At 29.1% G+C, this 23636-nt stretch carries 26 protein-coding genes and 1 pseudogene; 9 read left to right on the top strand and 18 right to left on the bottom strand.

What is annotated here, in order from left to right; all coding sequences use genetic code 11:
* Positions 1 to 4 precede the first annotated feature (4 nt).
* The 4 genes from LPB03_RS01095 to LPB03_RS16710 all read right to left on the bottom strand — a co-directional run bounded on the left by LPB03_RS01095 (position 5) and on the right by LPB03_RS16710 (position 3017).
* Positions 5 to 1123, bottom strand: a complete 1119-nt coding sequence (locus tag LPB03_RS01095; RefSeq protein ID WP_065318311.1) for an alkene reductase — start codon at positions 1121 to 1123, stop codon at positions 5 to 7.
* Between the two features lie 49 nt (positions 1124 to 1172).
* Positions 1173 to 1475 (bottom strand): ribosome hibernation-promoting factor, HPF/YfiA family, encoded by a 303-nt coding sequence (hpf, locus tag LPB03_RS01090; RefSeq protein WP_065318312.1) that lies wholly within the window; start codon positions 1473 to 1475, stop codon positions 1173 to 1175.
* A 113-nt stretch (positions 1476 to 1588) separates the two neighbouring features.
* On the bottom strand, positions 1589 to 2476 hold the full coding sequence (locus LPB03_RS01085; RefSeq protein WP_065318313.1) for an EamA family transporter: 888 nt from the start codon (positions 2474 to 2476) through the stop codon (positions 1589 to 1591).
* A 400-nt stretch (positions 2477 to 2876) separates the two neighbouring features.
* Positions 2877 to 3017 (bottom strand): hypothetical protein, encoded by a 141-nt coding sequence (locus LPB03_RS16710; RefSeq protein ID WP_170324186.1) that lies wholly within the window; start codon positions 3015 to 3017, stop codon positions 2877 to 2879.
* Between the two features lie 180 nt (positions 3018 to 3197).
* Here LPB03_RS16710 and LPB03_RS01080 point away from each other — a divergent pair, with 180 nt between their 5' ends.
* The 3 genes from LPB03_RS01080 to LPB03_RS16550 are packed head-to-tail and all read left to right on the top strand — an operon-like array spanning position 3198 to position 3788.
* Positions 3198 to 3353 (top strand): YqaE/Pmp3 family membrane protein, encoded by a 156-nt coding sequence (locus LPB03_RS01080; RefSeq protein WP_065318314.1) that lies wholly within the window; start codon positions 3198 to 3200, stop codon positions 3351 to 3353.
* Between the two features lie 2 nt (positions 3354 to 3355).
* Positions 3356 to 3640: a hypothetical protein gene (locus LPB03_RS01075; protein WP_065318315.1), complete on the top strand. Its 285-nt coding sequence runs from the start codon at positions 3356 to 3358 to the stop codon at positions 3638 to 3640.
* 1 nt (position 3641) lies between these two features.
* Positions 3642 to 3788, top strand: a complete 147-nt coding sequence (locus tag LPB03_RS16550; RefSeq protein ID WP_157579346.1) for a hypothetical protein — start codon at positions 3642 to 3644, stop codon at positions 3786 to 3788.
* Positions 3789 to 3866: 78 nt separating this feature from the next.
* Here LPB03_RS16550 and yiaA read toward each other — a convergent pair whose 3' ends face one another.
* On the bottom strand, positions 3867 to 4349 hold the full coding sequence (gene yiaA / locus LPB03_RS01070) for an inner membrane protein YiaA (RefSeq protein WP_065318316.1): 483 nt from the start codon (positions 4347 to 4349) through the stop codon (positions 3867 to 3869).
* Between the two features lie 150 nt (positions 4350 to 4499).
* On the opposite strand from yiaA, the gene LPB03_RS01065 reads away from it, so the two are divergent.
* Both LPB03_RS01065 and LPB03_RS01060 read left to right on the top strand, forming a co-directional pair.
* Positions 4500 to 5996 carry a hypothetical protein gene (locus LPB03_RS01065; protein WP_065318317.1) on the top strand — a complete coding sequence of 499 codons (1497 nt, stop codon included), beginning with the start codon at positions 4500 to 4502 and terminating at the stop codon, positions 5994 to 5996.
* Positions 5997 to 6084: 88 nt separating this feature from the next.
* Entirely contained in the window at positions 6085 to 6579 is a 495-nt protein-coding gene (locus tag LPB03_RS01060; protein ID WP_065318318.1) for a hypothetical protein, read from the top strand.
* Positions 6580 to 6592: 13 nt separating this feature from the next.
* Here LPB03_RS01060 and hisIE read toward each other — a convergent pair.
* The 9 genes and pseudogenes from hisIE to hisG all read right to left on the bottom strand — a co-directional run.
* Positions 6593 to 7198 (bottom strand): annotated as a pseudogene (hisIE, locus tag LPB03_RS01055) (bifunctional phosphoribosyl-AMP cyclohydrolase/phosphoribosyl-ATP diphosphatase HisIE); the annotation flags it as partial.
* 66 nt (positions 7199 to 7264) lie between these two features.
* Complete coding sequence (gene hisF / locus LPB03_RS01050) at positions 7265 to 8020, bottom strand: imidazole glycerol phosphate synthase subunit HisF (RefSeq protein ID WP_065318320.1); 756 nt, start codon at positions 8018 to 8020, stop codon at positions 7265 to 7267.
* Between the two features lie 169 nt (positions 8021 to 8189).
* Positions 8190 to 8927, bottom strand: coding sequence for a 1-(5-phosphoribosyl)-5-[(5-phosphoribosylamino)methylideneamino]imidazole-4-carboxamide isomerase (hisA, locus tag LPB03_RS01045; RefSeq protein WP_065318321.1), 738 nt, complete (start codon positions 8925 to 8927; stop codon positions 8190 to 8192).
* A gap of 44 nt (positions 8928 to 8971) precedes the next feature.
* Complete coding sequence (locus LPB03_RS01040) at positions 8972 to 9247, bottom strand: GIY-YIG nuclease family protein (protein WP_065318322.1); 276 nt, start codon at positions 9245 to 9247, stop codon at positions 8972 to 8974.
* A 52-nt stretch (positions 9248 to 9299) separates the two neighbouring features.
* Positions 9300 to 9950, bottom strand: a complete 651-nt coding sequence (gene hisH / locus LPB03_RS01035; RefSeq protein WP_083186990.1) for an imidazole glycerol phosphate synthase subunit HisH — start codon at positions 9948 to 9950, stop codon at positions 9300 to 9302.
* A gap of 68 nt (positions 9951 to 10018) precedes the next feature.
* Positions 10019 to 11158, bottom strand: coding sequence for a bifunctional histidinol-phosphatase/imidazoleglycerol-phosphate dehydratase HisB (gene hisB, locus LPB03_RS01030; protein ID WP_065318323.1), 1140 nt, complete (start codon positions 11156 to 11158; stop codon positions 10019 to 10021).
* Between the two features lie 127 nt (positions 11159 to 11285).
* A complete protein-coding gene (gene hisC, locus LPB03_RS01025) occupies positions 11286 to 12344 on the bottom strand; it encodes a histidinol-phosphate transaminase (protein WP_065318324.1) in 1059 nt (352 codons plus the stop codon).
* A 94-nt stretch (positions 12345 to 12438) separates the two neighbouring features.
* Positions 12439 to 13719: a histidinol dehydrogenase gene (hisD, locus tag LPB03_RS01020; RefSeq protein ID WP_065318325.1), complete on the bottom strand. Its 1281-nt coding sequence runs from the start codon at positions 13717 to 13719 to the stop codon at positions 12439 to 12441.
* Positions 13720 to 13954: 235 nt separating this feature from the next.
* Positions 13955 to 14812, bottom strand: coding sequence for an ATP phosphoribosyltransferase (gene hisG / locus LPB03_RS01015; RefSeq protein WP_065318326.1), 858 nt, complete (start codon positions 14810 to 14812; stop codon positions 13955 to 13957).
* Between the two features lie 486 nt (positions 14813 to 15298).
* Here hisG and LPB03_RS01010 point away from each other — a divergent pair, with 486 nt between their 5' ends.
* From LPB03_RS01010 to ttcA, 4 genes are all read left to right on the top strand, one after another.
* Positions 15299 to 15550 carry a hypothetical protein gene (locus LPB03_RS01010; RefSeq protein ID WP_065318327.1) on the top strand — a complete coding sequence of 84 codons (252 nt, stop codon included), beginning with the start codon at positions 15299 to 15301 and terminating at the stop codon, positions 15548 to 15550.
* A complete protein-coding gene (locus LPB03_RS01005; RefSeq protein WP_065318328.1) occupies positions 15516 to 16781 on the top strand; it encodes a hypothetical protein in 1266 nt (421 codons plus the stop codon). Before LPB03_RS01010 ends, LPB03_RS01005 begins: the two co-directional genes overlap by 35 nt.
* A complete protein-coding gene (locus LPB03_RS01000) occupies positions 16781 to 17230 on the top strand; it encodes a hypothetical protein (protein ID WP_065318329.1) in 450 nt (149 codons plus the stop codon). Before LPB03_RS01005 ends, LPB03_RS01000 begins: the two co-directional genes overlap by 1 nt.
* Before the next feature lie 255 nt (positions 17231 to 17485).
* Entirely contained in the window at positions 17486 to 18283 is a 798-nt protein-coding gene (ttcA, locus tag LPB03_RS00995; protein ID WP_065318330.1) for a tRNA 2-thiocytidine(32) synthetase TtcA, read from the top strand.
* Positions 18284 to 18306: 23 nt separating this feature from the next.
* Here the strand turns inward: ttcA and LPB03_RS00990 are convergent, their stop codons facing one another.
* The 4 genes from LPB03_RS00990 to pheT form a co-directional block, all read right to left on the bottom strand.
* A complete protein-coding gene (locus tag LPB03_RS00990; protein ID WP_065318331.1) occupies positions 18307 to 18921 on the bottom strand; it encodes a LysE family translocator in 615 nt (204 codons plus the stop codon).
* 70 nt (positions 18922 to 18991) lie between these two features.
* Entirely contained in the window at positions 18992 to 20041 is a 1050-nt protein-coding gene (locus tag LPB03_RS00985) for a quinone-dependent dihydroorotate dehydrogenase (RefSeq protein ID WP_065318332.1), read from the bottom strand.
* A 1-nt stretch (position 20042) separates the two neighbouring features.
* On the bottom strand, positions 20043 to 21185 hold the full coding sequence (locus LPB03_RS00980; RefSeq protein ID WP_065318333.1) for a tetratricopeptide repeat protein: 1143 nt from the start codon (positions 21183 to 21185) through the stop codon (positions 20043 to 20045).
* A 6-nt stretch (positions 21186 to 21191) separates the two neighbouring features.
* Complete coding sequence (pheT, locus tag LPB03_RS00975; protein ID WP_065318414.1) at positions 21192 to 23618, bottom strand: phenylalanine--tRNA ligase subunit beta; 2427 nt, start codon at positions 23616 to 23618, stop codon at positions 21192 to 21194.
* Positions 23619 to 23636 lie beyond the last annotated feature (18 nt).

Genomic DNA, 23636 nt, shown 5'->3' with positions numbered 1-23636 from the left:
ATTTTTATGAGTTTTCTAATTTATTTACTTCTAATTTCGGATAATCTGTATATCCTTTAGGTCCAGGTGTGTAAAAAGTTTCTTGATTCCAATCTGCTAATTCTTGGTTTCTTTCAAAACGTTCTACCAAATCAGGATTTGAAATATACAATTTACCAAAGGCAACTAAATCTGCGTTTCCTTCTTCAATCACTTTGTTTCCAGAAGCTTCATCAAAACCTGCATTAATCATTAAAGTTCCATGATATAAAGGTCTAAAATGTTCTGCAATATTTTGTACAGCAAACTTAACATCAGAAACATCATTAAAAGGTTCAGATAAGTGAATGTATGCTAAGTTATAATCATTTAATTTTTTAATAATATATTCGAAAGTAGGAATCGTCTCTTCATCCATTTCCATTCCAAAAATTCCATTTAAAGACGGATTGAATCTTGCTCCAATTTTTTGTTCGTGTAAAACTTCTTTTACAGCATCTAAAACTTCAAAAAAGAAACGCGCTCTATTTTCAATACTTCCTCCATATTCATCTGTTCTTTTGTTGGATGTTTTGTTAAAAAACTGATGAAACAAATATCCATTTGAAGAATGAATCTCTACACCATCAAAACCAGCATCAACAGCATTTTGTGCAGCATTTTTAAAATCAGATATTGTTCTTTTAATATCTTCTTTTGTCATTTCTTTTGGTGTAACTGTTTCTTTTTCTCCTTCTGGAGTATACACAGTTTCATTGGCATTTATAGCAGAAGGTGCTAAAGGTAATTCTCCATTATGAAAATCGGGATGCGAAATTCGTCCAACGTGCCAAAGCTGAATAAATATTTTCCCACCTTTATCATGTACTCTTTTTGTTACTTTTTTCCAACCTTCTACTTGTTCTTTACTGTAAATACCAGGAGTGTTTATGTAACCGACAGCTTCTTTAGATACTTGAGATCCTTCTGTAATAATTAAACCTGCAGAAGCTCTTTGTTCATAATATAAACCTTGTAAATCGTTTGTTGGCACATTACCTTTATTATCTGCTCTACTTCTAGTCATTGGAGCCATGACAACTCTATTTTTTAAAGGCAAATCATCAATATTATTAAAATTTTGTAATAAAAATTCTTTCTTCATTGTTCTCTCTTTAAGTTGTTATTATTAAATTTATTATTGATAAAAGCGTTTAATAGGTAGCTAATTTTTCTTTTTTCTTTGTCAATTGTCTGTCCAATTCTTTTACAGATTCATTAATAGAACTTATAAAATTATCGTGACTTGCTTCTGCAAACAATCTTGGTCCAGGTACACTTACTCTAATATTACAAATCATTCCTGTTTCATCAGAAGAGGTGTTTTCTGTTTTAAAAAAAACATCTGCTCTTACTATCATCTGAAATTTATCGTACAGTTTTTCTAACTTTTCTTTTGCGTATGCTTCTAACCTTTCACTAGCTTCTACATTATGGTACTCGAAATTAATATTCATAGTTTTATCATTTTAAATTAATAGACTATAAATGTATTTACAAATAGAAATGTAGGTTTGCTGAAATGCAATTAAGTTGAACTCAATTGAATTGTTAACACCTTTTTAAGAGATTATTTTCTTTTTCTTGAAGTGATAAAATAAACGCCCGTTAATAAAATACATGAAGCTACAATTGATTGTGTTGTTAACGTTTCCTCTAAAAAATACCAACCCATAAATAAAGCAATTACAGGATTTACATAAGCAGATGTTGACACTTTTTCTGTAGACACATTTTTTAGTAGATAATTAAAAGCAGTAAAGGCAACAATACCTCCAAAAACAATTAATAAAATCATAGAAATCTGAACATTTGTACTCCAATATAAAGGTGATAGCCAAACTTCATTAAAACTTAAACTTGCTAAAAACAGCACAAAACCAGCCACCAACATTTGATAACCTGTTGTAACCATAAAACTTTTTGGTAAATCTGCTTTCGATACAAATACACTTCCATAACTCCAACTTAACACACACGTAAGTATCATAAAAACCCCTAATAAAGTTCCTTCAGAAGTTATCAATTCTTTTTGACTAACCAATAAATACATGCCAAACATTCCTAAAATTACTCCAATAATAGATTTTTTCTGAAATGGTTTTCTATCAATTAATCGTAATAAAAAGAGCACAAAAAGTGGTTGAGTGGATGCCATTAAAGCTCCAAAACCACTATCTACATAACGTAAAGCCCAAACAAAAACGCCATTTCCGTAGATTAAAAAGAAAAAAGAAGCAATCATGGAATTAAAAAATTGCTTTTTAGTAATTTTTAAAGGTTGTTTTAAAATAAACGCTAAAAAAATCATTAAAATACCTGCAACAGAAAAACGAATAGAAGCTAAAAAAAAAGGCGATAATTCTGTAACTGCAATTTTATTAAATAAATAGGTAGAACCCCAAACTACATAAATTGCAAAAAATGAGATAGCAATAAGAAATTTGGAATTTTTCATATCAATAAATTTATAAATCAAAAATACTACTAATAAACATCTAATAAATATTTATAAAGTAAAAATGTTTAAATGTTTATATTTGAGAATTCAGAAGAAAAAAATAAACATAAAGAAGTTAAAATTGCATAAAATGAGTTCATTTGGCGATATAACAGAAGAAACTAAAGGTTGTTTAGAAGGAAGAAAATATTGCTAGTCAAGTATTAAAATCTGGAAAAACAAGAAATATTGTGATGGTTGGAGCTTCTCACGTAATTGATTTAGAGAATGAATTAAAGGCGAATTACCTAAATCTAAGAGTAATTCTAATGAATGAGTATTAAACTTTCTATGTTACTTTAAATTAGAAAACCTTCACGAAATTCGTGAAGGTTTATTATTGAAAATTAACTAATAACTATTTGTCTTTTTTCTTTTCTGTAATCGTTTTTTTATCCAAACTAAAATCCTTGTTCTCTTTTAAATTAGGTGATGGATTTGTAGGATCGTTTTGAGTTTTTGATCTATCAAATTTTTTATTGTCTTTTATAATTCCCATAATATTTTATTTTTTAAATTCGATATAAAACTAAAAAACAAATTTAGAACCACAAGTTAAAAGCTTGTTAATAAATATTTTACACTGTTAAAATAGTTTATGAGTTAAAGTTTACATCTATCAAGACAACAATATTTTAAGTTGTTTTATAATTTCGTAATTCAACTAAAAACAAAACAAATGTCAATATTAACAATAATTTTAAGTGTATTATTACCTCCTTTAGCAGTGTTTTTAAAACATGGTTTAGGAACACAATTTCTATTAAGTATTCTATTAACCATTTTAGGTTGGTTGCCAGGAGTTGTACATGCACTTTATGTAAATAGCAAATAATTATGAAAGAAAAATCAGATACATACAATTCGGAAATTACAAAAGAAGATTTACAAGCTTTAGGAGATAAAGCAGGAAATTTAAGAAACGATAATGGAGATGATGAACTTTTAAAAAATAAAGTTACCAAAGATTTCTCTGGAAATGATTTAGATGTTCCTGGCAGAAAACCTAGAAAAAACGTTACTAAAAAAACTCTTAAAGACGAAGAAAATCAATTATATAGTATTGGAAGTGATGACAATGAGAATCTAGAAATTGATACTATTAACCATAAAGAAAAATAAAATGGACACTGAAGATAAAGAAAAGAAAATTAAAATTAGCAAAAAAAATGCCGATGAAATTTTGGCAATTAATCATGATGCAGAAGGAAATCATATATCTAATGCTAGATCTGGTATTACTTATATTCCTAAAAAAAATGGAAAATAAAGTAATTATACTAAAAATTTAAACCTCACAAATAACTAATTTGTGAGGTTTTGGTTTATAAAACCATTATCAAACTAACTATTCTTCTTCATTTTTAGTGTTGATAAAATCAATATCTCTTGTGTTTTTTTGAACGGTAATTGCGCCAAAAAGACTCAATAAAAAGGAAATTCCATAGAAACCTTTTTCACTCAAAGCTAAATCTGCATTTCTTAAACCGATAATTAATAAAAGTATCGAAGCAATTGCGACCACCCAACTTATTCCATAATACATATCACTTACTTTTAGGTTTTCAGCTTTGTCTCTCACTGCTTTTTGAAGCGAAATCACAGCATAAATTCCCATTAAAAGAATGGCAAAATAATAGCCTTTTTCATTCAACTCCATACTTGCATTCCACAAACCAATACAATAAGATAGTAAACCGATAATAACAATTCCCCAAGTTGCACCAATATAAGCTGCTGTTGGTTTTTGATCTATTTCATTTGTAGACTTTTTACTTTTTTTCTGTTTTTTAGTTTCTTCATTAGATGAAACCGTTTTTTGATAATTCATACTATTTAGTTTAATAATTATGATACAAATTTGCAACAGTTTTAAAGTTCTATAAATACTATTTTTAACAATAAATGACGACTTAATTTTAATAAAGTAAGTACTAATAATATAATTTAGTATATTTATGAACTATTTACTGACGATATAATGATTCATTTAAATGAAATTCTAAGAACTCTAAACAAGGATAAACAACAAGACTTTATCAATTATTTAGATAAAAAGAACAAGCGAAAAGACGCTAAAAACATTCAATTAGTAAAACTATTATTAATAGATAATTTTTCTTCTCAAGAAATATCAGAAAAAATTTACGGGAAACAAAACAAAGTAGCTTTGCATGCTTTAAGAAAACGTTTGTTTCAATCTTTAATCGATTTTACTGCAAATACAAGCATCAAAGAAGAAAATTCTTTAGATATTCGATTGATAAAATATATTATTGCTGCAAGAAATTTTCTTCAAAAACAGCAAATAGAAGTCGGATACCAAATTTTAGAGAAAGCTAGAATTGTTGCTACTGAACATCAATTATTTTCAATTTTAAATGAAATTTATCATACTAAAATACAATATGCACATCAATATGAAACTTTAAATTTAGAGGAGATTATTCATAACTTTAAAGAGAATCAGCAGCAGTTAATTCAAGAAGATAATTTAAATATTGCGTATGCTAAAATCAGGAAATCGCTAAATGATTATCAACAAAAGAAAACAACTATTGATATTAAAAAGCTAATTGAAAGCACCTTAAAAGAACAAAATAATTTAGACATAAGCTTACTTTCTTTCAAATCATTATATCAACTTTTACAAATAACCACAATTTCTTCTTCTCAAAAATTCGATTATTACAACATAACAAATTTTGCTGTAGACACTTATAAAATTGTAAAAAACCATACGGCTAAAAACAAACAAACGTATTATCACATAGAAATTCTATACTTAATCTCTAACATATTTTTCAGAAATAAAAAGTTCAATCAATCTTTAAAATATTTAGAATTGATGAATTTTTACATGCAAGAAAACAAGCAAAAATATTTGAAAGAATTTTCTTCAAAACACGATTTGTTACTTGCTTTGAATTATAATTATACAGAAAAACAAGAAGAAGCAATTCAGCTTTTAGAGAATTCTATTGATAAAAAAAACATCAATATTATTCATCAATTGGATATTTATTTATCTTTAATTGTATGCTATTATCAAAATAAATCTTTAACAAAAGCACAAAATTTACTTTCCAAATTATACCATACAGACAAATGGTATCTTGAAAAAGCAGGTTTAGTTTGGACGATTAAAAAGAATTTAATTGATATTTTACTACAAATAGATTGTGGAAATATAAATTTGGTAGAATCTCGTTTAAAAAGTTTCAAAAAAAATTACTTTAAACACTTAAAAGAAATAAATCAAGAGAATGTAATTGCTTATTTAAAATTGGTAGAAATCTATTATAAAAACCCAGAAACAGCAAGTTCAAAAGAATTTTATAATAAAGTAGAAACATCTTTCAATTTTATTGATAAAGAAAAAGAAGACATTTTTATGATGAGTTTCTTTGCTTGGTTAAAAGCAAAAATGACGAAACAAGATGTGTATTTAGTGACTTTAAAGTTGATCAATAGTTAATCTATATTGTTTTTTTAATTTTCAAAAAAGAATATACATTTGGCATCATAATTGTTTATTTATAAATTTTTCAAACAAAACCTACTCTATGAAACGTATTTACTCTTTAGTCTTAATTATTTCAACTTTATTTTTTTCTAACTGTAGTAAAGACGATAACGAACTAGATGTGAGATATAACACAAATGATTTACAAAAACTACATGCAAATAGTTCTAAAAAATGGTTAGTTGAAAGCTTTTTTATAAACTATGAATCTAACATTTTAAGTGAATATAACGATTGTTATACAGATGATGAATTTACATTTTTTGATGATAAAAAAGAAGTTCAAACAACACTAGGTAATAGCTCTTGTTTCTATGATAATCCAACAGATCAGCAAGCTACTTTATCTTATCAATTTTACGACGATATTGGTAAAATTTATTTAAACGTAAGTAGAGGAGAAAGTTTCAATGAAAAATTCACAACTCGAATTTTTACGCTAGAATTAGAAGAAATTAGTGAAACTAGAATGGTTTTTGCATCAGGTGAATATCCTAATTATGGTAAAACCATTGTTTTTACAGCAGTTCCATAAATTTTAAAAAACGTTACTTTTGTCTTTTTATCAATTCAGCTTCTATATCTTTTAAAGTAAAGCCTTTCGCTTGCAATAACATTAAATAATGAAATAACAGATCTGCAGATTCGTACAAGAATAATTCATCATTAGTATCCATAGCTTCAATAACAGTTTCCACAGCTTCCTCACCTACTTTTTGCGCTATTTTATTGATGCCTTTATCAAACAAACTTGCTACATAAGATTTTTGAGTGTCTTTATTGGCAACTCTTTCTGTAATTACGTTTTCTAAAGTTGATAAAAATCCAAAATTAGAATTGTTTTCTTCAGCCCAACAAGTATCTGTTCCTGTATGGCAAGTTGGTCCTTTAGGGTTCACAGAAATCAACAATGTATCATTGTCACAATCTAGTTTTATAGCAACCAAATTCAACACATTGCCACTTTCCTCACCTTTGGTCCACAAACGCTTTTTTGTTCTACTAAAAAAAGTAACTAGTTTAGTTTCATTCGTTTTTAAAAAGGCTTCTTCATTCATATAACCCAACATCAACACATTTTTTGTGGTGGCATCTTGAATGATTGCTGGCACTAAACCATCATTATTTTTATTGAAATCTATGTTCATATTTTTTGTTTTAGTGTCTCTTCGAGCGCAGTCGACAAGTTAATAGTTCTCGACTGCGCTCGAACTGACATTTTATATTCTAACTGGAATATTATGCTCTTTCAATTCTTGTTTTAATTCCAAAATCGGAATTTCCCCAAAATGAAAAACGCTTGCTGCTAAAGCTGCATCCGATTTCCCTTCTACAAAAGTATCAATAAAATGCTGTACAGTTCCTGCTCCACCAGAAGCAATAATTGGAATATTCAATTCTGTAGATAATTTAGCCAAAGCTTCATTTGCAAAACCTGCTTTTGTACCATCATTATTCATAGAAGTGAATAAAATTTCTCCTGCACCACGTTTTTCAACTTCCTTTGCCCAATCAAATAAATTCAATTCTGTTGGGATGGTTCCTCCTGCCAAATGCACAAACCATTCTCCCTCAATTTGTTTTGCATCAATAGCAACAACCACACATTGACTCCCAAATTTATCTGCCAATTCGTTTACTAAATCAGGTCTTTTTACTGCAGATGAATTGATAGAAACTTTATCTGCACCACAGTTTAAAAGTACATCTACATCTTCTACTGATGAAATTCCTCCACCAACTGTAAACGGAATATTTACTTGTTCAGCAACTTTCAAAACCATTTCACGCATGGTTTTTCTACCTTCTAAGGTTGCAGAAATATCTAAAAAAACGAGTTCATCTGCGCCTAAATCTGCATATTGTTTTGCCAAAACTACAGGATCTCCAGCATCAATTAAATTCACGAAATTAACACCTTTTACAGTTCTTCCGTTTTTAATATCTAAACAAGGTATTATTCTTTTTGTTAACATAAGCCCATCCTAACCTTCCCAAAGGGAAGGAACTAATTCGTTAATATTTTTATAATTATGGATATTATTTTAAATAAATTTATCCATAATGTCAGTTCGAGTGATTTCGATTTTTTATCGAAATTGTATCGAGAACTTTTTATAATTCAGAAATAAATCGAAATAACATTTAGTTATTTAAGATAAATTTCTCCAATTGTTTTAAGCTAATCTTATTCTCATAAATCGCTTTTCCAATAATTACACCTTCACAACCTAATGCTGCTAATTTCGGCAATTCATCAAACGTTGAAATTCCACCAGAAGCAATTAGTTTTATATTTTTTACTTCGGATAAAATCTGTTGATACACATCGAAACTTGGTCCTTGTAACATTCCGTCTTTAGAAATATCCGTACAAATTATGTATTGAATTCCTTTTTGCTGATAATCTGCAATAAACGGAATTAATTCTAAAGCACTTTCTTCTTGCCAGCCATTTGTCGCAATTTTTCCTCCTGAATTATCTGGATAAAAATCGGCTCCTAAAATTATTTTTTGGGATCCATAAGTTGCAATCCAGCTTTCAAAAATTTCTGCATTTTTCACAGCAATACTTCCTCCAGTAATCTGATTTGCACCAGAATTAAAAGCAATTTCCAAATCTTTATCCGATTTTAAACCACCACCAAAATCAATCTTTAAATTGGTTTTTGATGCAATTTGCTCTAAAACTTTATAGTTGATAATCTCACTAGCTTTTGCGCCATCTAAATCTACAACATGTAAATATTCGATTCCTGCAGCTTCAAATTCTTTGGCAACTTCAAGCGGATTTTCATTGTATATTTTCTTGGTAGTGTAATCGCCTTTTGTTAAACGAACACATTTTCCGTCAATAATATCTATGGCTGGAATTATTCTCATTGATTAACTTGTTAATCAACCCTGAACTTGTTTCAGGGTTTTTATTATATTTCTAATATTTTTAAATCTGGATTCGATTTTTTAACCAAATTCCATTTCCATTCTTTATGCCAATTCTTCAATTGACTTTCTCTTTTTCTAGCCATTTTATTATCTTCAAATGTTTCAAAATAAATCAATTCAAAAACATTATACTTTCTTGTAAAATTAGCTCCATTTCCAGACTTATGAACTTTAATTCTTTTTTCTAAGTCTCTAGTAGAACCAACATAAAGTAAAGTTCTATTTTTATTTGATAAAATGTAACAATAATAATTCAATTAAAATTTGTTAGTTTAAAATTAAATTTTCTGAAACAAGTTCAGAATGAAATTATAGCTTCAAAAAATTCTCAAGAATTTTTGAACCTATAATTCCAGATTTCTCTGGGTGAAACTGAACTCCATAAAAATTATCTTTTTGTAAAGCAGATGCATATTCAATTTCATAATCTGTGGTTGCAATCATTTCAGCACATTTTTCGGCATAAAAACTATGTACCAAATACATAAATTCTTTGTCTTTAATTCCTGAAAATAAATCAGATTTTAAATCAGCAATTACATTCCAACCCATTTGCGGAACTTTTACATCCTTAGAAAACTTTTTTACATCCACATTAAAAATTCCAAGTCCTTTTGTATTTCCTTCTTCAGAGGAATTGCACATCAATTGCATTCCTAAACAAATTCCTAAAACAGGTTGTTTTAACGTAGGAATTAATGTGTCCAATCCACTTTCTTGCAACATTTTCATGGCAGAACTTGCTTCTCCAACTCCAGGAAAAATTACTTTATCTGCTGCTTTTATTTCATCAATATTGTTTGATAAAACTGCATCAACTCCCAGTCTTTTAAAAGCAAATTGAATACTTTTAATGTTTCCTGCTCCGTAATTAATTATCACAACTGAAGCCCCATCTAACTTCCCCAAAGGGGAAGAACTCTCACTCGTACTTTTATTATTTGATATTTCTTTAGTCATTATTTTAAATTATAAACTTGCTAACACAAGAGTGTTTCTTCCCTTTGGGAAGATTAAGATGGGCTTCTCTACAACATTCCTTTTGTAGATGGCAAAAACATTTTATTTGCATCTCTTTTTACAGCCATTTTCATCGCTTTTGCAAAAGCTTTGAAAATTCCTTCAATTTTATGATGTTCGTTTGTGCCTTCTGCTTTGATATTTAAGTTGCATTTTGCACCATCAGTAAACGATTTAAACAAATGATAAAACATTTCTGTTGGCATATCACCAATTTTTTCTCTTTTGAATTCTGCATCCCATTCTAACCAGTTTCTACCTCCAAAATCGACTGCAACTTGCGCTAAACAATCGTCCATTGGCAAGCAAAAACCATAACGTTCTATACCTAATTTATTCCCTAATGCTTTGTTGAATAACTCCCCAAAAGCAATCATGGTATCTTCTATAGTATGATGTTCATCAACCTCTAAATCGCCATCTACTTTTATAGTTAAATCCATATTTCCATGCCTCCCAATTTGGTCTAACATATGATCGAAAAAATGCAATCCTGTAGAAATATCATTTTTACCTGAACCATCTAAATTTAGTTGGATGTAAATTTTGGTTTCATTTGTATTTCTGGTAATTTCTACAACTCTATCTTTCAATTTTAAAAATTGATAAATTTCTGACCAATCAGTAGAAGTTAAAGCGATGCAATCTATAATTTCTTGTTTAGACGTTTCAATTTCGTCAGCTCCTAAATCTGGATTTTCTGATAAGAAAATTCCTTTTGCTCCCAGATTTTTAGCCAATTCCATGTCTGTAATTCGATCTCCTAAAACAAACGAGTTTTCCAAATCATACTCTTCAGAAAAATATTTTGTTAGCAAACCTGTTCTTGGTTTTCTGGTTTCAGCATTTTCATGAGGGAATGTTTTATCAATAAAAACCTCAGAAAAAACAACCCCTTCTTTAGCAAAAGCATCGATTATTTTATTTTGAGCTGGCCAAAAAGTATCTTCAGGAAAAGAGTCTGTTCCCAAGCCATCTTGATTGGTAATCATAACCAATTCGTATTCCAATTCAGCAGCAATTTTTGCCATAAATTGAAAAACTTTAGGATAATACTCTAACTTTTCTAAACTATCTAATTGATAATCTACAGGTGGTTCTAAAACCAACGTTCCATCTCTGTCTATAAATAATACTTTTTTGCTCATACTAAAAGCCCATCCTAACCTTCCCAAAGGGAAGGAACTCTTACTCGGGTTTGTAAGAATTTAATTGTTTATTATTCTTTTCTAACCTGACAGGTTTTGAAAACCTGTCAGGTCTATTGAATCAAGTTCAGGATTTCGAGATTGATAAAAGTTCCTTTATCAATCTCTCATTTTCCAATCTAGTTCCAACTGTTAATCGCAAACAGTTTTCACATAAAGGCTGGTTTGTTCTATTTCTAATCACAATACCTTTTGCAATTAATTGATTGTACCTTTTGGTGGCATCATCTACTTTTACCAAAACAAAATTACAATCTGTTGGATAAATTTTTGTAATAAAATTAATTTCTTTTAAATGATGAATTAAAGAAGTTCTTTCTTTAATAATTTCCGAAATTTCATTCGTTACTTCCTCCATTTTTTGCAAACGTTCAACTGCTTTTTGCTGCGTTAATTCGTTTACGTTATAAGGTGGTTTTATGTTGTTTAAAATGGCAATAATTTCTTGTGATGCATAACAAACTCCTAAACGAATTCCTGCTAAACCATACGCTTTTGATAAGGTTTGAGTAATAATTAGATTCGGAAATTCTTCTAATCTTTCTAACCAGCTTCTTTGTTCAGAAAAATCGATATAGGCTTCATCTATAACTACTAAACCATTAAATTTCTGCAATAATTCTTCTACTTTATCAGTCGAAAAACTATTTCCTGATGGATTATTAGGCGAACATAAAAACAATATTTTAGTGTTTTTATTGATCTTCTCTAGAATTTGAGCAACTTTTGGTTGAAAATCTTCCGTTAATAAAACTTCTCTATTTTCTATATTATTGATGTTCGCTAAAACCGAATACATTCCATATGTTGGTGGTAATGTAATAATATTGTCTTCTTTAGGTTCGCAAAAAGCTCTAAAAATTAAATCTAAAACTTCATCACTTCCATTTCCTAAAAGGATGTTTTTTTGAGGAACATTTTTAATACCTGACAATAATTCTTTAACCGAATTTTGTTGTGGATCTGGATAACGATTTACACCATTTTCAAACGGATTTTCATTGGCATCCAAAAAAATCATATCGCCAGAAGTTGCATCTTTATATTCATCTCTTGCTGATGAATAAGGTTTTAGAGATTTGATGTTTTCTCTAACTAAACTGTTGATGTTGAAATTTGTTTTCATTTTTATGTTTATTAGACCTCACAGGTTTTAAAAACCTGTGAGGTCTTACTAACTAATTTATTTAAAAGGTACTGAAACAAGTTCAGCACAGTTTCTATAATCTTTTCAATCTTATAGAAACTGCATTTTTATGTGCTTGTAAACCTTCTGCTTCCGCCATTAATTCTATCGATTTTCCAATGGTTTGAATGCCTTCTTTTGATATTTTTTGAAACGTAATACTTTTCAAAAAACTATCTAAATTTACACCTGAATACGCTTTTGTAAATCCGTTTGTTGGCAATGTATGGTTGGTTCCAGAAGCATAATCTCCTGCGCTTTCTGGTGTGTAATTCCCAATAAAAACAGAACCTGCATTGGCAATATTATCTACATAAAAATCATTATTGTTTGTGCAAACAATAAAATGTTCTGGACCATATTCGTTAATTAAATTCAACGCAATTTCATCAGTTTCCACAAAAATAGATTTTGAGTTTGCAATGGCCTTTTGAGCAATTGCTACTCTTGGCAAGTCTAAAATTTGTTTATTGATTTCAATTTCTACTGCTTCAATTAATTTTTTTGATGTTGATACCAAAATAACTTGACTATCTGCTCCATGTTCTGCTTGACTTAATAAATCTGAAGCTACAAAACTGGCTTTTGCAGTATCGTCTGCAACTACCAATAACTCACTGGGTCCTGCAGGCATATCAATTGCCACTCCAAATTTGGTTGCCAATTGTTTTGCCACTGTAACATACTGATTTCCTGGACCAAAAATTTTATACACTTGTGGAATTGTTGCTGTTCCAAAAGTTAAGCCAGCAATTGCTTGAATTCCGCCAACTTTAATAATTTTAGTAACGCCACAAAGTTTTGCAGTAAATAAAATTGCTGGGTGAATTTTACCTTCCTTATTTGGTGGTGAACACAACACAATTTCTTTACAACCTGCAATTTGTGCAGGAATTGTCAACATTAAAACTGTTGAAAAAAGTGGTGCAGTTCCTCCAGGAATGTACAAACCAACTTTTTGAATCGGTCTTTTTTCTTGCCAACATTCAACTCCTTTCGTGGTTTCTACAAAAACTTTATCCGTTTTTTGTGCGTTGTGAAAAACGGTAATATTTTTATTCGCTAAAATAATAGCTTCTTTTAATTCGTCTGAAACTAATGAAACTGCTTCTTTAATTTCAGCTTCAGAAACTAAATTATTTTCTAAAGTTACTCCATCAAATAACTGTGTGTATTTTTGTACAGCTTTGTCTCCTTCTTTTTTTACTTCTGTAAAAATTTCGGTAACAGTTTTTTCAATATCATCAACCGTTTTTGTGGGTCTTTGTAATAGTTGAGACCAAGTTGACTTTGGTGGATTTATAATTGTTTTCATAAAATTATACAAAAATTTGAAAATTCAAAAAATAATCTTTTTCTTTTTTATTTAATGATACAAGGTTTTTAAAATTTTGCAAAACTTGTATAAACTTGCAATTTGCGTTAGGGATTGAAATGACATCCTTTTGCTTTTTCTGCAAAAGATATAATGTAAAGCCCGTTAAAACGCCCAAAAAATTACACTCGATACTGAAACAAGTTCAGCATACTTTAGTTTTTAAACAAAAAAACTAAAGTACCATGTTTTCAATAGGACACACTAAAATTCCCTGAGCACCATTGGCTTTCAACTCATCTATAACATCCCAAAATTTATCTTTATCGATCACAGAGTGAATTGAACTCCAACCTTTTTCTGCCAAAGGCAACACAGTTGGACTTTTCATTCCTGGTAAAATATCGATAATTTTATCGACCTTATTATTTGGTGCATTTAGCAACACATATTTGGATGATTTCCCTTTTAAAACAGCCTGCATTCTAAACTGAATTTTCTCTAAAATTGCTTTACTTTCTTGAGAAATTTTAGGCGAAACTGCCAAAACTGCTTCCGATTTAAACAACACCTCAATTTCTTTTAAACCATTTTTAAACAGTGTGCTTCCACTAGAAACGATATCGCAAATACCATCTGCCAAACCAATATTTGGGGCAATTTCCACAGAACCGTTAATGATGTGTAATTGGGCGTCGATATTATTTTGCTTCAAATATTTTTTTACAGTTTCTGGATACGAAGTCGCAATTCTTTGTCCTGCTAAATCTTTTAACGAATTTGCTGTAGATTCTTTTGGAACCGCAATTGAAACCTTGCATTTCGAAAAACCTAAACGTTCTACAAAATCGATATCAGTTCCTTTTTCGATTAAAACATTTTCGCCAATTATGGCTGCATCTACAACTCCATCTCGTAAATATTGAGGAATATCGCCATTTCTTAAATAGAAAACTTCTACTGGAAAATTTCTTGCGGATGCTTTTAATTGATCAATTCCATTATCGATAGAAATACCAATGTCTTTTAAGATTCCCATAGAATCTTCGTTTAATCTTCCTGATTTTTGTACTGCAATTCTTAAATTACTCATTTTTTAATTTTAGTTTGGTTTGAGCAAATTGGTTTTAAAACAAAAAACCTGTTTGATTTGCTCAAACAGGTTTATAAATATCTTGACTTTATTCAATACATTTTTAAATCGCTTGATTGCAATTGTAAAAATGATGATGATGGTTTTGAATAAATTTCATGTCTTTTTTTAATTATACAAATATTCAAATTTTATTTTGATTATTCCAAATGATGCACGTAAAATTTTTGTTAAACTGAAATATTTATCAAAATTTGAGTTTTTGTTTAATTTTTTTGAGTTGGGTGATTAAAAAAGGGGTGTTTTCCTGTTGATTATTTGGTGGGAATACTCGAACTTAGCTGAGGATGAATATTTTGAAATAAAACTTGGGATATTTGTTAAGTTGTAATTTATATGGCTTATCAAATAGCTGAAATGAATACTCAAAAATTTCAGCTTATTTTGCAACAGAGAAATGAATATTAATTATTAAATTTAACAAATATGAAAAACAGAAAAAACAAACCAACCAAAATCTTTATAATTGGATTTTTATTCCTCGGAATTTCACTCTTCCTTTGTAATTGTGAAAAAGAAAACGAATTTGAAAATATAACTCAAGAGAAAATAACTCCGCAAAAAATAACGCTTTCTCAAGCCAAAGAAGACAAAAACTTTATTGATATCTCTAATAAATTTAAAATCAATTCTTATTTCGAAAATGAGTTTAAATCTAAATCAAAAAAACAATTTTAAAATTGACTTCTCCATTTTTTATAAAATTGAAAAAGAAAACTATGTTTCTTATACTTTTTTAATTGAGAGAAATTCTGAAGAAACATCTTCAAAAGCTTCTGAAAATTTAGTAATTGAAAAATCAAATGACACTATCAAAGGTTTTATAATTAGGTACGATAGTGTATTTTATAGAAAAAAAGGATCTGGGTTATACCTAAATGCCACTGTTTCAAAAACAGCATATAAATATAATATTGAAGAGCTTATTAATAACCAAAATATACAATTAAAAGGAGGTTGGTCTTGCAGTAATACAACAACTTATACACCTAAAGTTTGTACAGACCACGGTTCATTTAGTACAAATCCTAATTGCGAACATGTTAGAAGTGGTTATTGGAATGTTTCAACAATAAGAACTTGTTCATATAGCAGTGAAAATAGTCTTGTAGCAGAAACTGAATTAGACTTTGGTTCAGAAGCTGGTGGAGGTAGAAGAGGTGGTAGCTCTGGAAGTGGAGAAACTGTTTCTATCATTCCTTGTGATGGAGAAAGTGATGGTTTAGAGCAAGGAATTGATGGTGGGTGCTTTGATATTATAGAGGAAGATGAGTTAATTGATGATGACCAAATTATTAACGAACTTACTGGAAAAGCACTTTGTGTTTATAATAAAATGGTTGACAACAATAATAATATTAATTGGATACTTGAGAATTTTAAAGATGGAAATAAACCTTCTAAATTTGATTTAATATTTGAAATGTCTACAAGTTTGGGAAATGAGACAAATGCTTCAACTGTAAAATCTGGAAACACATTTACTATTAGTATTAATGAAAACACTTTATCTAACAGAACTTCACTTGGACTAGCAAGAACAATCATACATGAAGGCATTCATGCAAGATTAAGAGAGTTTGCATCAAGAGATGGAAGTAATGCTGTAAAGTTTCCTGGCGTATATAATTATTTCAGAATTTATAAAAAAAATTGGGATCATCAGCAAATGGCGGACTATTATAGAAGTACAATTGCTAAAGGATTAAAGCAATATGATAATAGTCAACATTCTGACCAATTCTATAATGATATGTCTTGGGAAGGTTTAGCGAATATAAAAGATGCTAACGGTGTTCAAGATCAAATTTATACCGAAGCATGGAAAAAATTAACTACACCAGAAAAAAATAGAATCAAAAACACCATTACAAATGAAAAAGATAATGTTAATAAAACTTGTCAATAATGAAAAACTATTTATTAATAATTACCTACTTTTTATTAACAAACACATATTCACAATCAAAGGATACAATTTATTTGCTAATTAACAAAAATGATTCCTTAATTAAAAAGCAGGTTGCTTCTATAACAAATGAATATGAAGGATATAAAATTATAGATAAAAAAAAACTTATAACAGACACCAAAAGGTCTTCTGACATAGGAGGTGATGATATTCAATATGAAAGATTTGATAGTTTTTCATTTTCTTTTAACAGAAAGAATGATATTCTTATTTCTAAGTCATATTTAGCTAATCTAAATTTAATAACAGACAGAGAATATTTTCTAAATCTCAAAAAGAAAGGTGATAATTTTGATACATTAGGGTTTACTTATTTTTTTATTGAGAAAACTAATTGTGAAAATAAATTTATTTTGAGAAAAGTTAGCCCTGTTACTTTTGAATAAAATACAAACTTAAGCCATATATAATTTATTGCTAGCTTCTTGCTTACTTACGAAAGTCCTCGCGGACTTTCTTGCTCGGTAATTATTTACTAAATTAGTTGCTTGAAACACGCAACAAACCATATACAACCACATTAGAAAACCTATACCTAAAATCAAAACAAAAACTTCATCCCTTTTAACTAAAAATCAATAATCATATTTTCTTTAATTTTTTCTAAAATTATAGTTGTAAAAAAAACTATTTTTGCAACCATGAAAGAAGTAAAACAAGTTACTAAAAAATTGCAGAAAGCAGTTGCAGAAGCTATTCAACAATACACTATGATTGCTGAAGGTGATAAAATAATGGTGTGTTTATCTGGAGGGAAAGACAGTTATACGCTTTTAGATATGTTGCTGTATTTTAAAAAAGTAGCACCAATTTCTTTCGATTTAATTGCTGTAAATCTCGATCAAAAACAACCTGGTTTTCCTGAGGAAGTTTTACCAACGTATTTAACAAACCTACAAGTCGATTATAAAATTATAGAGAAAAACACCTATAAAATTGTCATGGACAAAACTCCTGAAGGCAAAACTACTTGTAGTTTATGTTCGCGTTTGCGTAGAGGAACTTTGTATGAAGCTGCTAAAGATTTGGGTTGTAACAAAATTGCTTTAGGGCATCATAGAAATGATATTTTAGAAACCTTTTTCTTGAATTTCTTTTTTTCTGGAAAGATGGAAACCATGCCTCCAAAATTTAAAAATGATGCTGGAGATTTAGCCGTTTTAAGACCTTTGGCTTTTTGTAAAGAAAGTGATATTGAGGTGTATTCGGATTTTAAAGACTTCCCAATAATTCCTTGTAATTTATGTGGTTCTCAAGAAAATTTGCAACGCCAAAATGTAAAACAAATGATTGCTGATTGGGAAAAAGAGTTCCCAAATAGAAACGCAATTATGATGAATGCTTTGCAGAATGTTTCTCCTTCGCATTTATTAGACACCAAATTGTATGATTTTGAAAATTTAGAAAGTAAGGTTGCTGAGGATATTTTGATTGATTAATTTTCTTTTTTAAAACCAAGAATTTACATCAAAATTAAAACTGCAATTGCCACAAAAACCACAATTTGCATCCATTTTAGATAGAAACCAATTTTCTTATTTTCTTTAATTTTTTCTGAAATTGTGCCAGCTAAAATGGCTATTGTAGAAAAAATAATGAGTGAAACTGACATAAAAATAAATCCTAAAACATAAAATTGCAGGACTGTAGAAATTGTATCAGAAAACAAAAATCCAGGAAACAGCGCTAAAAAGAAAATAGAAACTTTTGGGTTTAAAACATTCATAACAAACCCTTGTTTAAACAATTGTGTGGTCGTTTTCTTTGCTACATGTTCATTGGATAGTATAATAGTAGCATCAGATTTATACACTTTATAGGCTAAATATAATAAGTAAATTGCGCCAAATAATTTAATGGCAAAAAATAAGTTTTCTGATTCTTTTAGGATGGCTGAAACTCCAAATGCTAATAAGGTTGTGTGAACCAAACAACCAGAAATCAGTCCAAAAACGGTTGCCAAACCAAACTTTTTACCATTTACAATACTTTGTGTCAGCACAAAAATATTATCTGGTCCTGGAGACAATGCTAAAAGAGAGGTTGCAATTGCAAAAGAGAATAAGGTTTCTAACATGTAAACGAAATTAGTCTTTTTCCAAAACAAAACTGAGTGAGATTCTGAAACGAGTTCAGAATAACAAATGTTACAAATCCTTCAAAACAGCTTTGTTAATTCTCTTTATCAAACTTGGTCCTTCATAAATAAAACCTGTGTAAATCTGTACCAAATCTGCTCCTGCTTTCAATTTTTCTAAAGCATCTTGTTCAGAATGGATTCCTCCTACTCCAATAATTGGAAAAGATTTGTTGGAGTTGTCTGCCAAATATTTGATCACTTTTGTGCTCTGGTTTTTTATTGGCTGACCACTGACTCCTCCATTTCCAATTTCTTGCAAACGTTCTTTTGAGGCTTTTAAATTATCTCTATTGGTTGATGTATTGGAAGCAATTATCCCATCAATTTTAGTTTCTACAACCAATTCTATAATTTCATCTAATTGTTGATTGTTTAAATCTGGAGCAATTTTTAGTAAAATTGGTCTCGACTGCGCTCGACCTGACAAAGAAAGTTCTTGATTTAATTTTTGGCAAGCAGAAATTAATTCAATTAAATACTCTTTGTCATTCAATTTTGCATGACTCCCAACATTTGGGCAACTAACATTTAGCACAAAATAATCTACATAAGGATGCAAACCTTCAAAACACTCTAAATAATCTGCTGTGTAATTTTTAGGTAATGTTTGTGTGTTTTTACCAATATTTCCACCAATAATAACATTGCCTTTATTCTTTTTTAATTGTTGAATGGCAACTTCCAAACCTTCGTTATTAAAGCCCATTCTATTGATAATTCCTTGATCGTCTTTTAAACGAAATAATCTTTTTTTAGCATTACCAACTTGTCCTTTTGGAGTTACTGTACCAATTTCTATAAAACCAAAACCGAAGTTTGCCAACTCATTATATAAAACTGCATTTTTATCAAAACCAGCAGCTAAACCCACTGGATTTTTAAACGTTAAACCAAATAAAGTACGCTCTAACTTTTTATCATTTACTTGATACAAACTTTTAAAAATCCCTGAAACCAAAGGAATTTTACATAAAAAGCGTATCAACGAAAAAGTAAAATAATGAACTTTTTCTGGATCAAAAAGAAAAAAAATGGGTCTTATAAGTAGTTTGTACATATTATTTTTTTGAAAACCAGTTTTTAAATTCTTTCGTTTTTATAAATGTTGGAGAAAATTCCGATAAATTGAACTTTAATTCTTCTTTATCTATCTCAAATCTGGTCACGTATAATTCTAAAATTTCGATGACTTTTTCATGATTATTTGTTTCCAAATAAATACCTAAAGCACTGTCATAAGCATCAATAAAATCTGGATATTCAAGATTTATAATAGCATATTTTCCTAAAGCACTTTCATAATCTTTTTCGAAATAATAAATATTCCCTTTTATATAATTTAAGAATGGATCACCTCCTAAAAGTTCGTCTAATTTATCAATAGATTTTATAGCTTTATCAAATTGTTTGTTTAAAATTAAACCATCTAAAGAAACTAAATATAAACTAGGATCGTTTGGAAATCTTTTTTCGTAATCTTTAATCGCTTTGTAATATATATCTTCAGATAAATTAAAGGTAACCATAATATTTACCAACTGAAAAGCTTTTGTAATTTTAGAAGAACTACTAATAGTTTTATATACTTTATGCGCTTCTTTAAATTTACCAGCAGCACTTAACTCTTTCACTTCAATTAATTTAAGAGCATCTTGATAGCTTGTAATTCCAGTTAAATCTTTCGTTAAAACGTTTGATTTATCTAAAATCGACTTATAATATGTTTTATAAGTATCACTCAAATATTCGCCAGACATATAAATGTACATGTCTACAATTTTAAGTTCGCCATTAATCTCTTTCACTAAATAATCATGGTAGTTTAAACCTTCTCCATAAAGCCTAAATAGCAAATGAAAATTGTTTTTTTCGTCTTCGTAAGCTCTAATAAATTCATAAGAACCACCTTCGCTTTTTTGTTCAACCAGCATTTCTCCAAAATTGAAACTTCTAGAAAATCCGTTGAAAAAACCAGCATTAAATTCGTGAATTTCTTTGTCTGTAGATTTTAGAAGAAAAATATCTGCAAAAGCTTTTACATCATAAAGCTCATTCATTGCAGAAATATCATCTCTATCTGATTTATTTTGAAGACTAAAACCCAAATTTGTTACTTCTTCTAAAGTAATCTTCGTTTTTTCTTTTTCTTTAACGCAAGAAAATGAAATTACAAATAAAAGTAAGTAAGCAATTTTTTTCATGATATTTTATCTTAAAACAGCTTCTAAATTCTTTTCGAAACTTTGCTGTAATTTTTGCATTACTTTATCTATTTGATTGTCTTCTAAAGTTTTAGAATTATCTTGTAATACAAAACTAACTGCGTAAGATTTTTTACCTTCTGGTAATTTATCTCCTTCATACACATCAAATAAATCTACTTCTTTTAAAATATTTTTTTCCGATTGAAAAGCAATATTGTAAATCTCTTTGAATTGTGTTTTAGAATCTAACAATAAAGCTAAATCTCTTTTTACAGATGGAAATTTAGAAATCTCAGTAACTTTCAATTGTTTTTTACTGGCTAATTTTAAAATATTATCCCAATTAAAATCTGCAAATAATACTTCTTGTTTAATTCCGAATTCCTTTAAAATTGATCTTTTTACAACCCCAAATTCAGCAACTTTAATTTTTCCTAAGCTTAAAGCAATTCCTTCAGAAAATACATCATTTTTTGTAGGGGAAGTTTTAAAGTTACTTATTCCTAATCTTTCTAATACTGATGTTATAATTCCTTTTACATAAAAGAAATCAGATGTTGTTGTTTTGCTATTCCAAGAATCTTTGGTTCTGTTTCCAGTTACAAACAATGTTAAGTGTTTGTCTTCTTGATATTTGCTGTTATAGTTATGATATGTTTTACCAAATTCATAAAACTTTAATGAGTTATTTCTTCTATTTAAATTATAAGAAACAGACTCTAAACCACTAAATAACAAAGATTGACGCATCACATCTAAATCGCTACTTAAAGGATTTAACATGGCAACATTTGCTTCATCATTAATGTTTTCTGACAATTTTGTATAATCAGATTTTGTTAAAGAATTTGCCATGGTTTCATTAAATCCTAAAGAACTTAATTGGTCTGCAATAATGTTTTCAATTTTGGTTTCTTTGTTAGAATCAAAAGAAATTGAGGTGTTTAATTTGTGAGAAAACTCAATATTATTGTAGCCATATACACGTAAAATTTCCTCAATAATATCTGCTTCTCTTTGCACATCTGTTCTGTAAGATGGAATTGTTAATCCTAAACCACCTTCAGTTTCGCTGTTAATTTTAATCTCTAAAGAAGCTAAAATATTTTTAATTTTTTCTTTCGGAATTTCTTGTCCTATTAATCTATACGCATTTTGATAAGAGAAAAACACTTGAAAATCTTCCACTTTAACAGGATAAAAATCAGAAATATCAGAAGCTAACTTTCCTCCTGCAAATTCTTCAATTAATAACGCTGCTCTTTTTAAAGCGTATTCTGTCATATTAATATCAATTCCTCTTTCAAATCGAAAAGAAGCATCTGTATTTAAAGCGTGTCTTTTAGCTGTTTTTCTAACAGAAACAGGATTAAAATAAGCACTTTCTAAAAATATTGATGTTGTGTGTTCTGTAACTCCAGATTGTGAGCCACCAAAAACACCTCCTAAACAAAGTGGAGTATCATCAGCATCACAAATCATAATATCATCCCCAGAAAGCGTTCTTTCAACATCATCTAACGTGGTAAATTTAGTACCTTCTTCTAGAGTTTTTACTTTAATTTTAGTTCCTTTAATTTTCTGAGCATCAAAAGCATGTAAAGGTTGCCCAAGTTCATGCAACACATAATTTGTAATATCTACAATATTATTTTTTGGTGCAATACCAATGGCTTTTAAATGATTCTGAATAAATTCTGGTGAATCTTTTACAGTAATATCTGTAATTGTAATTCCACAATAACGAGGCACTAATTCTTTATCTTCCACTTCCACATCAAAACGAAGTGTTCTTTCATCTACGTGAAAATTACTTACAGAAGGCGAAATTAATTCCTTTTGAACATCTTTCTGAATTAAACCAGCTCTTAAATCTCTGGCAACTCCATAATGACTCATGGCATCAGATCTGTTTGGTGTTAAACCAATTTCAAAAACATAATCTGTTTTTATATTAAAAACATCCGAAGCTAAAGTTCCTTCTTTAAGTTTTTCATCTAAAACTAGAATTCCATCATGTCCACTTCCAAGACCTAATTCGTCTTCAGCACAAATCATTCCATGACTTTCTTCGCCTCTAATTTTCCCTTTTTTAATTTTAAAACCTACTCCTTTATCATCATACAACATCGTTCCAATAGTAGCCACAGGTACTTTTTGACCAGCAGCAACATTAGGAGCTCCACACACAATTTGTACAGGATTCCCATCTCCTAAATCTACAGTAGTTACTTTTAATCTGTCTGCATTTGGATGCTGCACACAGGTTAAAACTTTACCAACAACAATGCCTTTTAAGCTTCCTTTTATAGATTCTTTGGTTTCAATTCCTTCTACCTCTAAACCTAAATCAGTTAACAACTCTCCTGTTTTAGTTGCATCCCAGTCAATTTTTACAAATTGTTGTAACCAATTATAAGATATCTTCATGTTTTTTTCTTGAAATTT

Origin of the sequence: Polaribacter vadi (assembly GCF_001761365.1) — a bacterium.
Lineage (GTDB): Bacteria > Bacteroidota > Bacteroidia > Flavobacteriales > Flavobacteriaceae > Polaribacter > Polaribacter vadi.
This window is presented reverse-complemented; position numbering and strand designations above follow the sequence as displayed.

What these genes read in the sequence shown, in the direction of transcription:
- LPB03_RS01075 (WP_065318315.1), top strand. Translation starts at nt 3,356, where the DNA reads ATGAAAGAAAAATCAGATACATACAATTCGGAAATTACAAAAGAAGAT.
- LPB03_RS01010 (WP_065318327.1), top strand. Translation starts at nt 15,299, where the DNA reads ATGAAAAACAGAAAAAACAAACCAACCAAAATCTTTATAATTGGATTT.
- LPB03_RS00990 (WP_065318331.1), bottom strand. Translation starts at nt 18,921, where the DNA reads ATGTTAGAAACCTTATTCTCTTTTGCAATTGCAACCTCTCTTTTAGCA.
- hisB (WP_065318323.1), bottom strand. Translation starts at nt 11,158, where the DNA reads ATGAGCAAAAAAGTATTATTTATAGACAGAGATGGAACGTTGGTTTTA.
- pheT (WP_065318414.1), bottom strand. Translation starts at nt 23,618, where the DNA reads ATGAAGATATCTTATAATTGGTTACAACAATTTGTAAAAATTGACTGG.
- LPB03_RS01095 (WP_065318311.1), bottom strand. Translation starts at nt 1,123, where the DNA reads ATGAAGAAAGAATTTTTATTACAAAATTTTAATAATATTGATGATTTG.
- hisH (WP_083186990.1), bottom strand. Translation starts at nt 9,950, where the DNA reads ATGACTAAAGAAATATCAAATAATAAAAGTACGAGTGAGAGTTCTTCC.
- hisG (WP_065318326.1), bottom strand. Translation starts at nt 14,812, where the DNA reads ATGAGTAATTTAAGAATTGCAGTACAAAAATCAGGAAGATTAAACGAA.
- LPB03_RS16710 (WP_170324186.1), bottom strand. Translation starts at nt 3,017, where the DNA reads ATGGGAATTATAAAAGACAATAAAAAATTTGATAGATCAAAAACTCAA.
- LPB03_RS01085 (WP_065318313.1), bottom strand. Translation starts at nt 2,476, where the DNA reads ATGAAAAATTCCAAATTTCTTATTGCTATCTCATTTTTTGCAATTTAT.
- LPB03_RS01080 (WP_065318314.1), top strand. Translation starts at nt 3,198, where the DNA reads ATGTCAATATTAACAATAATTTTAAGTGTATTATTACCTCCTTTAGCA.
- LPB03_RS00985 (WP_065318332.1), bottom strand. Translation starts at nt 20,041, where the DNA reads ATGTACAAACTACTTATAAGACCCATTTTTTTTCTTTTTGATCCAGAA.
- LPB03_RS01000 (WP_065318329.1), top strand. Translation starts at nt 16,781, where the DNA reads ATGAAAAACTATTTATTAATAATTACCTACTTTTTATTAACAAACACA.
- hisF (WP_065318320.1), bottom strand. Translation starts at nt 8,020, where the DNA reads ATGTTAACAAAAAGAATAATACCTTGTTTAGATATTAAAAACGGAAGA.
- hisD (WP_065318325.1), bottom strand. Translation starts at nt 13,719, where the DNA reads ATGAAAACAATTATAAATCCACCAAAGTCAACTTGGTCTCAACTATTA.
- LPB03_RS01005 (WP_065318328.1), top strand. Translation starts at nt 15,516, where the DNA reads ATGAGTTTAAATCTAAATCAAAAAAACAATTTTAAAATTGACTTCTCC.
- ttcA (WP_065318330.1), top strand. Translation starts at nt 17,486, where the DNA reads ATGAAAGAAGTAAAACAAGTTACTAAAAAATTGCAGAAAGCAGTTGCA.
- hpf (WP_065318312.1), bottom strand. Translation starts at nt 1,475, where the DNA reads ATGAATATTAATTTCGAGTACCATAATGTAGAAGCTAGTGAAAGGTTA.
- yiaA (WP_065318316.1), bottom strand. Translation starts at nt 4,349, where the DNA reads ATGAATTATCAAAAAACGGTTTCATCTAATGAAGAAACTAAAAAACAG.
- hisA (WP_065318321.1), bottom strand. Translation starts at nt 8,927, where the DNA reads ATGAGAATAATTCCAGCCATAGATATTATTGACGGAAAATGTGTTCGT.
- LPB03_RS00980 (WP_065318333.1), bottom strand. Translation starts at nt 21,185, where the DNA reads ATGAAAAAAATTGCTTACTTACTTTTATTTGTAATTTCATTTTCTTGC.
- LPB03_RS01065 (WP_065318317.1), top strand. Translation starts at nt 4,500, where the DNA reads ATGATTCATTTAAATGAAATTCTAAGAACTCTAAACAAGGATAAACAA.
- hisC (WP_065318324.1), bottom strand. Translation starts at nt 12,344, where the DNA reads ATGAAAACAAATTTCAACATCAACAGTTTAGTTAGAGAAAACATCAAA.
- LPB03_RS16550 (WP_157579346.1), top strand. Translation starts at nt 3,642, where the DNA reads ATGGACACTGAAGATAAAGAAAAGAAAATTAAAATTAGCAAAAAAAAT.
- LPB03_RS01060 (WP_065318318.1), top strand. Translation starts at nt 6,085, where the DNA reads ATGAAACGTATTTACTCTTTAGTCTTAATTATTTCAACTTTATTTTTT.